We start from the raw sequence: 3,186 nt of genomic DNA, 5'->3' as shown, positions 1-3,186 counted from the left end.
CGGATAAGGCGTTTACGCCGCATCCGGCAGGTAACCCCCAATCTTACCGACGACGCCCCAGCTTCACCGCTTTCAGCACCACAAATTTATTATTCGTAGCAATAGTGGTGCAGTTGCCGAAAATTTTCTTCAGTTTATGGAAGTAATCCAGATGGCGGTTGGCAACGATATACAGCTCACCGTTGATTTTCAGGCAGCGGCGGGCGTGGTGGAACATCTCCCAGGCGACGTTATCGGTCAGCGCATGTTGCTGATGAAACGGCGGGTTGCAGAGCACAGCATTAAAGCGGAAAGGCTCCACGCCGGAGAGCGCGTTGTTGATCATAAACTCGCAGCGATCCAACGCCTCTGGCATGTTGGTTTCTACATTCAAACGGCTGGAAGCAACCGCCATCGGTGATTCATCGACAAACACCACTTTCGCCTGCGGGTTTTTATCGAGCAATGTCAGGCCAATAACGCCGTTACCACAGCCGAGATCGACAATCTCACCTTCGAGGTTCTCCGGCAGATGCTGCATAAAGAAGCGCGCGCCAATATCCAGCCCGGTGCGGGAGAAGACATTCGCGTGATTGTGGATAGTCCAGTCAGTACCTTCCAGCTTCCAGCTAACGGTCTGCGGCGCATCGGCCAGCGGCGGTTCATTGAAAGTGCAATTAATCAGGCGCGCTTTTTTCCGTGCCAGCGTGGTGGTGGTCGGGCCGAGCACTTTTTCGAACAGTTCCAGCGTGGAAGTGTGGATATCGCGGGCTTTGGCACCGGCAATAATACGCGTATCCGACGTGACCACTTTACGCAGCGCACGCAGTTGCTGTTCCAGCAATGCCAGTGTTTTCGGTACTTTGATCAGCACCACACCCGGCTGTTGCGGGTAGTCGGCAGTGCTGTCGAGAAACTTCACGCTCGACTCATCAATCCCGTTGAGACGTAAATTCTCGCGCGTCGCCAGTTCACTGATATACGAGTCGCCAATACTGTACGGCTTATGTTCTGCCAGCGCACAGCTTAATGCGCCAAAAGCATCATTCAGGATCAACACCGGGCCGCAGATTTCTGTGTCGTCCAACTGTTGCAGCAGATATTCATCCGCCGCTTCCCACGCCTGTAGCGGGTTAACGTCATCCGTCGCCGGAAAACGTTGTAGTGTCAGTGAACGGAAACCGTTGTCTAAGTGGCTCATCGGCCCTCCTGAATGATAAAATTTCGACGTTGCCCCTGAAAAGGGTGCGTGAGTATACCCTTTTTCTCTTTTTCGTGGGCGGTTATGAGCAATCTTACTTATCTTCAGGGTTATCCCGAGCAGCTACTTTCCCAGGTGCGCACGCTGATTAATGAACAACGTCTGGGCGATGTGCTGGCAAAACGCTATCCGGGAACGCACGACTACGCCACCGATAAAGCCCTCTGGCAATATACCCAGGATCTGAAAAATCAGTTTCTGCGCAATGCCCCGCCGATCAATAAAGTGATGTATGACAACAAGATCCATGTGCTAAAAAACGCGCTCGGGTTACATACCGCTGTTTCTCGTGTGCAGGGCGGCAAGCTGAAAGCAAAAGCAGAGATCCGCGTCGCTACCGTGTTTCGCAACGCGCCGGAACCGTTTTTGCGCATGATCGTGGTGCACGAGCTGGCGCACCTGAAGGAAAAAGAGCATAACAAAGCGTTCTATCAATTGTGCTGCCATATGGAGCCGCAGTACCACCAGCTTGAGTTCGACACCCGGCTGTGGCTAACGCAGTTGTCGCTTGGGCAGGACAAAATCTGAAAATGATGCCAGGCGTTATATTTTCAACCATTAACGCCTAAAATCGACGCCCCTCTTTTCGTTAAGGATAACGACCATGCTGCGCGCATTTGCTCGCCTTCTTCGCCGCGTTTGTTTTTCTCGCCGGACTCTTAAAATTGCCTGTTTATTGTTGCTTGTGGCAGGAGCGACCATTTTTATCGCCGATCGCGCAATGGTCACCGCCAGCAAGCAGCTGACCTGGAGCGATATCAACGCCGTTCCGGCGCGTAACGTGGGTTTATTGCTGGGGGCGAGACCGGGTAATCGCTACTTTACCCGACGCATTGATACCGCAGCAGCGTTGTACCATGCCGGAAAAGTGAAATGGCTGCTGGTAAGTGGCGATAACGGACGTAAAAATTACGATGAAGCATCAGGCATGCAGCAGGCCTTGATCGCTAAAGGCGTACCGGCGAAAGTGATCTTCTGCGACTATGCCGGATTCTCAACGCTGGATTCGGTAGTGCGTGCCAAAAAGGTGTTTGGGGAAAACCATATCACCATTATTTCGCAAGAATTTCATAACCAACGCGCCATCTGGCTGGCAAAACAGTACGGTATCGACGCTATCGGGTTTAACGCGCCAGACCTCAATATGAAGCACGGCTTTTATACTCAACTGCGGGAGAAACTCGCTCGTGTCAGTGCGTTGATTGACGCGAAAATCCTCCATCGCCAGCCGAAATATCTTGGGTCATCGGTCATGATTGGTCCGTTTAGTGAGCATGGCTGCCCGGCGAAAGAATAATGCGTATCTGCGCACGTCGAAGATGAAAAAGGCGTGCTACATTGACGACAGAATCCCTTTATGGAGTATCCACGCGTTATGATACGTTTCGCTGTGATTGGCACGAACTGGATCACTCGTCAGTTCGTCGAGGCCGCCCATGAGAGCGGTAAATACAAGTTAACCGCCGTTTATTCCCGCAGCCTTGAACAGGCTCAGCACTTCGCCAATGATTTTTCTGTCGAGCATCTGTTTACATCGCTGGAAGCGATGACGGAAAGCGATGCCATTGACGCGGTGTATATTGCCAGCCCGAATGCCCTGCACTTTTCCCAGACACAACTTTTCCTTAGCCATAAAATTCATGTGATTTGCGAGAAGCCGCTGGCGTCGAATCTGGCGGAAGTGGATGCCGCCATTGCCTGCGCACGAGAAAATCAGGTGGTGCTGTTTGAGGCATTTAAAACCGCCAGCCTGCCGAACTTTCATTTGTTGCGCCAGGCGCTGTCGAAAGTCGGCACATTGCGTAAAGTCTTTTTCAACTACTGCCAGTATTCCTCGCGGTATCAGCGTTACCTGGATGGTGAGAATCCCAACACCTTTAATCCGGCGTTCTCTAACGGTTCAATCATGGATATCGGCTTTTACTGCCTGGCGTCGGCGGGGGGGG

General features: G+C 52.2%; 4 protein-coding genes. 3 read left to right on the top strand and 1 reads right to left on the bottom strand.

All coding sequences use genetic code 11. The annotated features are described in order from the left end of the window. Nucleotides 1-43: 43 nt before the first annotated feature. The gene (rlmG, locus tag EQY_RS0121955; RefSeq protein WP_000018654.1) at nucleotides 44-1,180 is read right to left on the bottom strand and encodes a 23S rRNA (guanine(1835)-N(2))-methyltransferase RlmG; all 1,137 of its coding nucleotides are present in this window, start codon (nucleotides 1,178-1,180) and stop codon (nucleotides 44-46) included. Between the two features lie 84 nt (nucleotides 1,181-1,264). Here rlmG and EQY_RS0121950 point away from each other — a divergent pair, with 84 nt between their 5' ends. The 3 genes from EQY_RS0121950 to EQY_RS0121940 all read left to right on the top strand — a co-directional run. Then, nucleotides 1,265-1,768, top strand: coding sequence for a M48 metallopeptidase family protein (locus tag EQY_RS0121950; RefSeq protein WP_001295542.1), 504 nt, complete (start codon nucleotides 1,265-1,267; stop codon nucleotides 1,766-1,768). 76 nt (nucleotides 1,769-1,844) lie between these two features. Beyond that, nucleotides 1,845-2,537: a SanA/YdcF family protein gene (locus tag EQY_RS0121945; RefSeq protein WP_000942566.1), complete on the top strand. Its 693-nt coding sequence runs from the start codon at nucleotides 1,845-1,847 to the stop codon at nucleotides 2,535-2,537. Between the two features lie 78 nt (nucleotides 2,538-2,615). After that, nucleotides 2,616-3,186, top strand: a 571-nt coding sequence (locus EQY_RS0121940; RefSeq protein WP_024212703.1) for a Gfo/Idh/MocA family protein, incomplete at its 3' end; no start/stop codon positions are given.

It is taken from the genome of Escherichia sp. TW14182 (genome assembly GCF_000208525.1).
Lineage (GTDB): Bacteria > Pseudomonadota > Gammaproteobacteria > Enterobacterales > Enterobacteriaceae > Escherichia > Escherichia ruysiae.
The sequence above is the reverse complement of the archived record's forward strand: the minus strand, read 5'-3'. Positions and strand labels throughout refer to the sequence as shown.

Coding starts and splice junctions, on each gene's coding strand:
- rlmG (WP_000018654.1), bottom strand. CDS start 1,180: ATGAGCCACTTAGACAACGGTTTCCGTTCACTGACACTACAACGTTTT.
- EQY_RS0121950 (WP_001295542.1), top strand. CDS start 1,265: ATGAGCAATCTTACTTATCTTCAGGGTTATCCCGAGCAGCTACTTTCC.
- EQY_RS0121945 (WP_000942566.1), top strand. CDS start 1,845: ATGCTGCGCGCATTTGCTCGCCTTCTTCGCCGCGTTTGTTTTTCTCGC.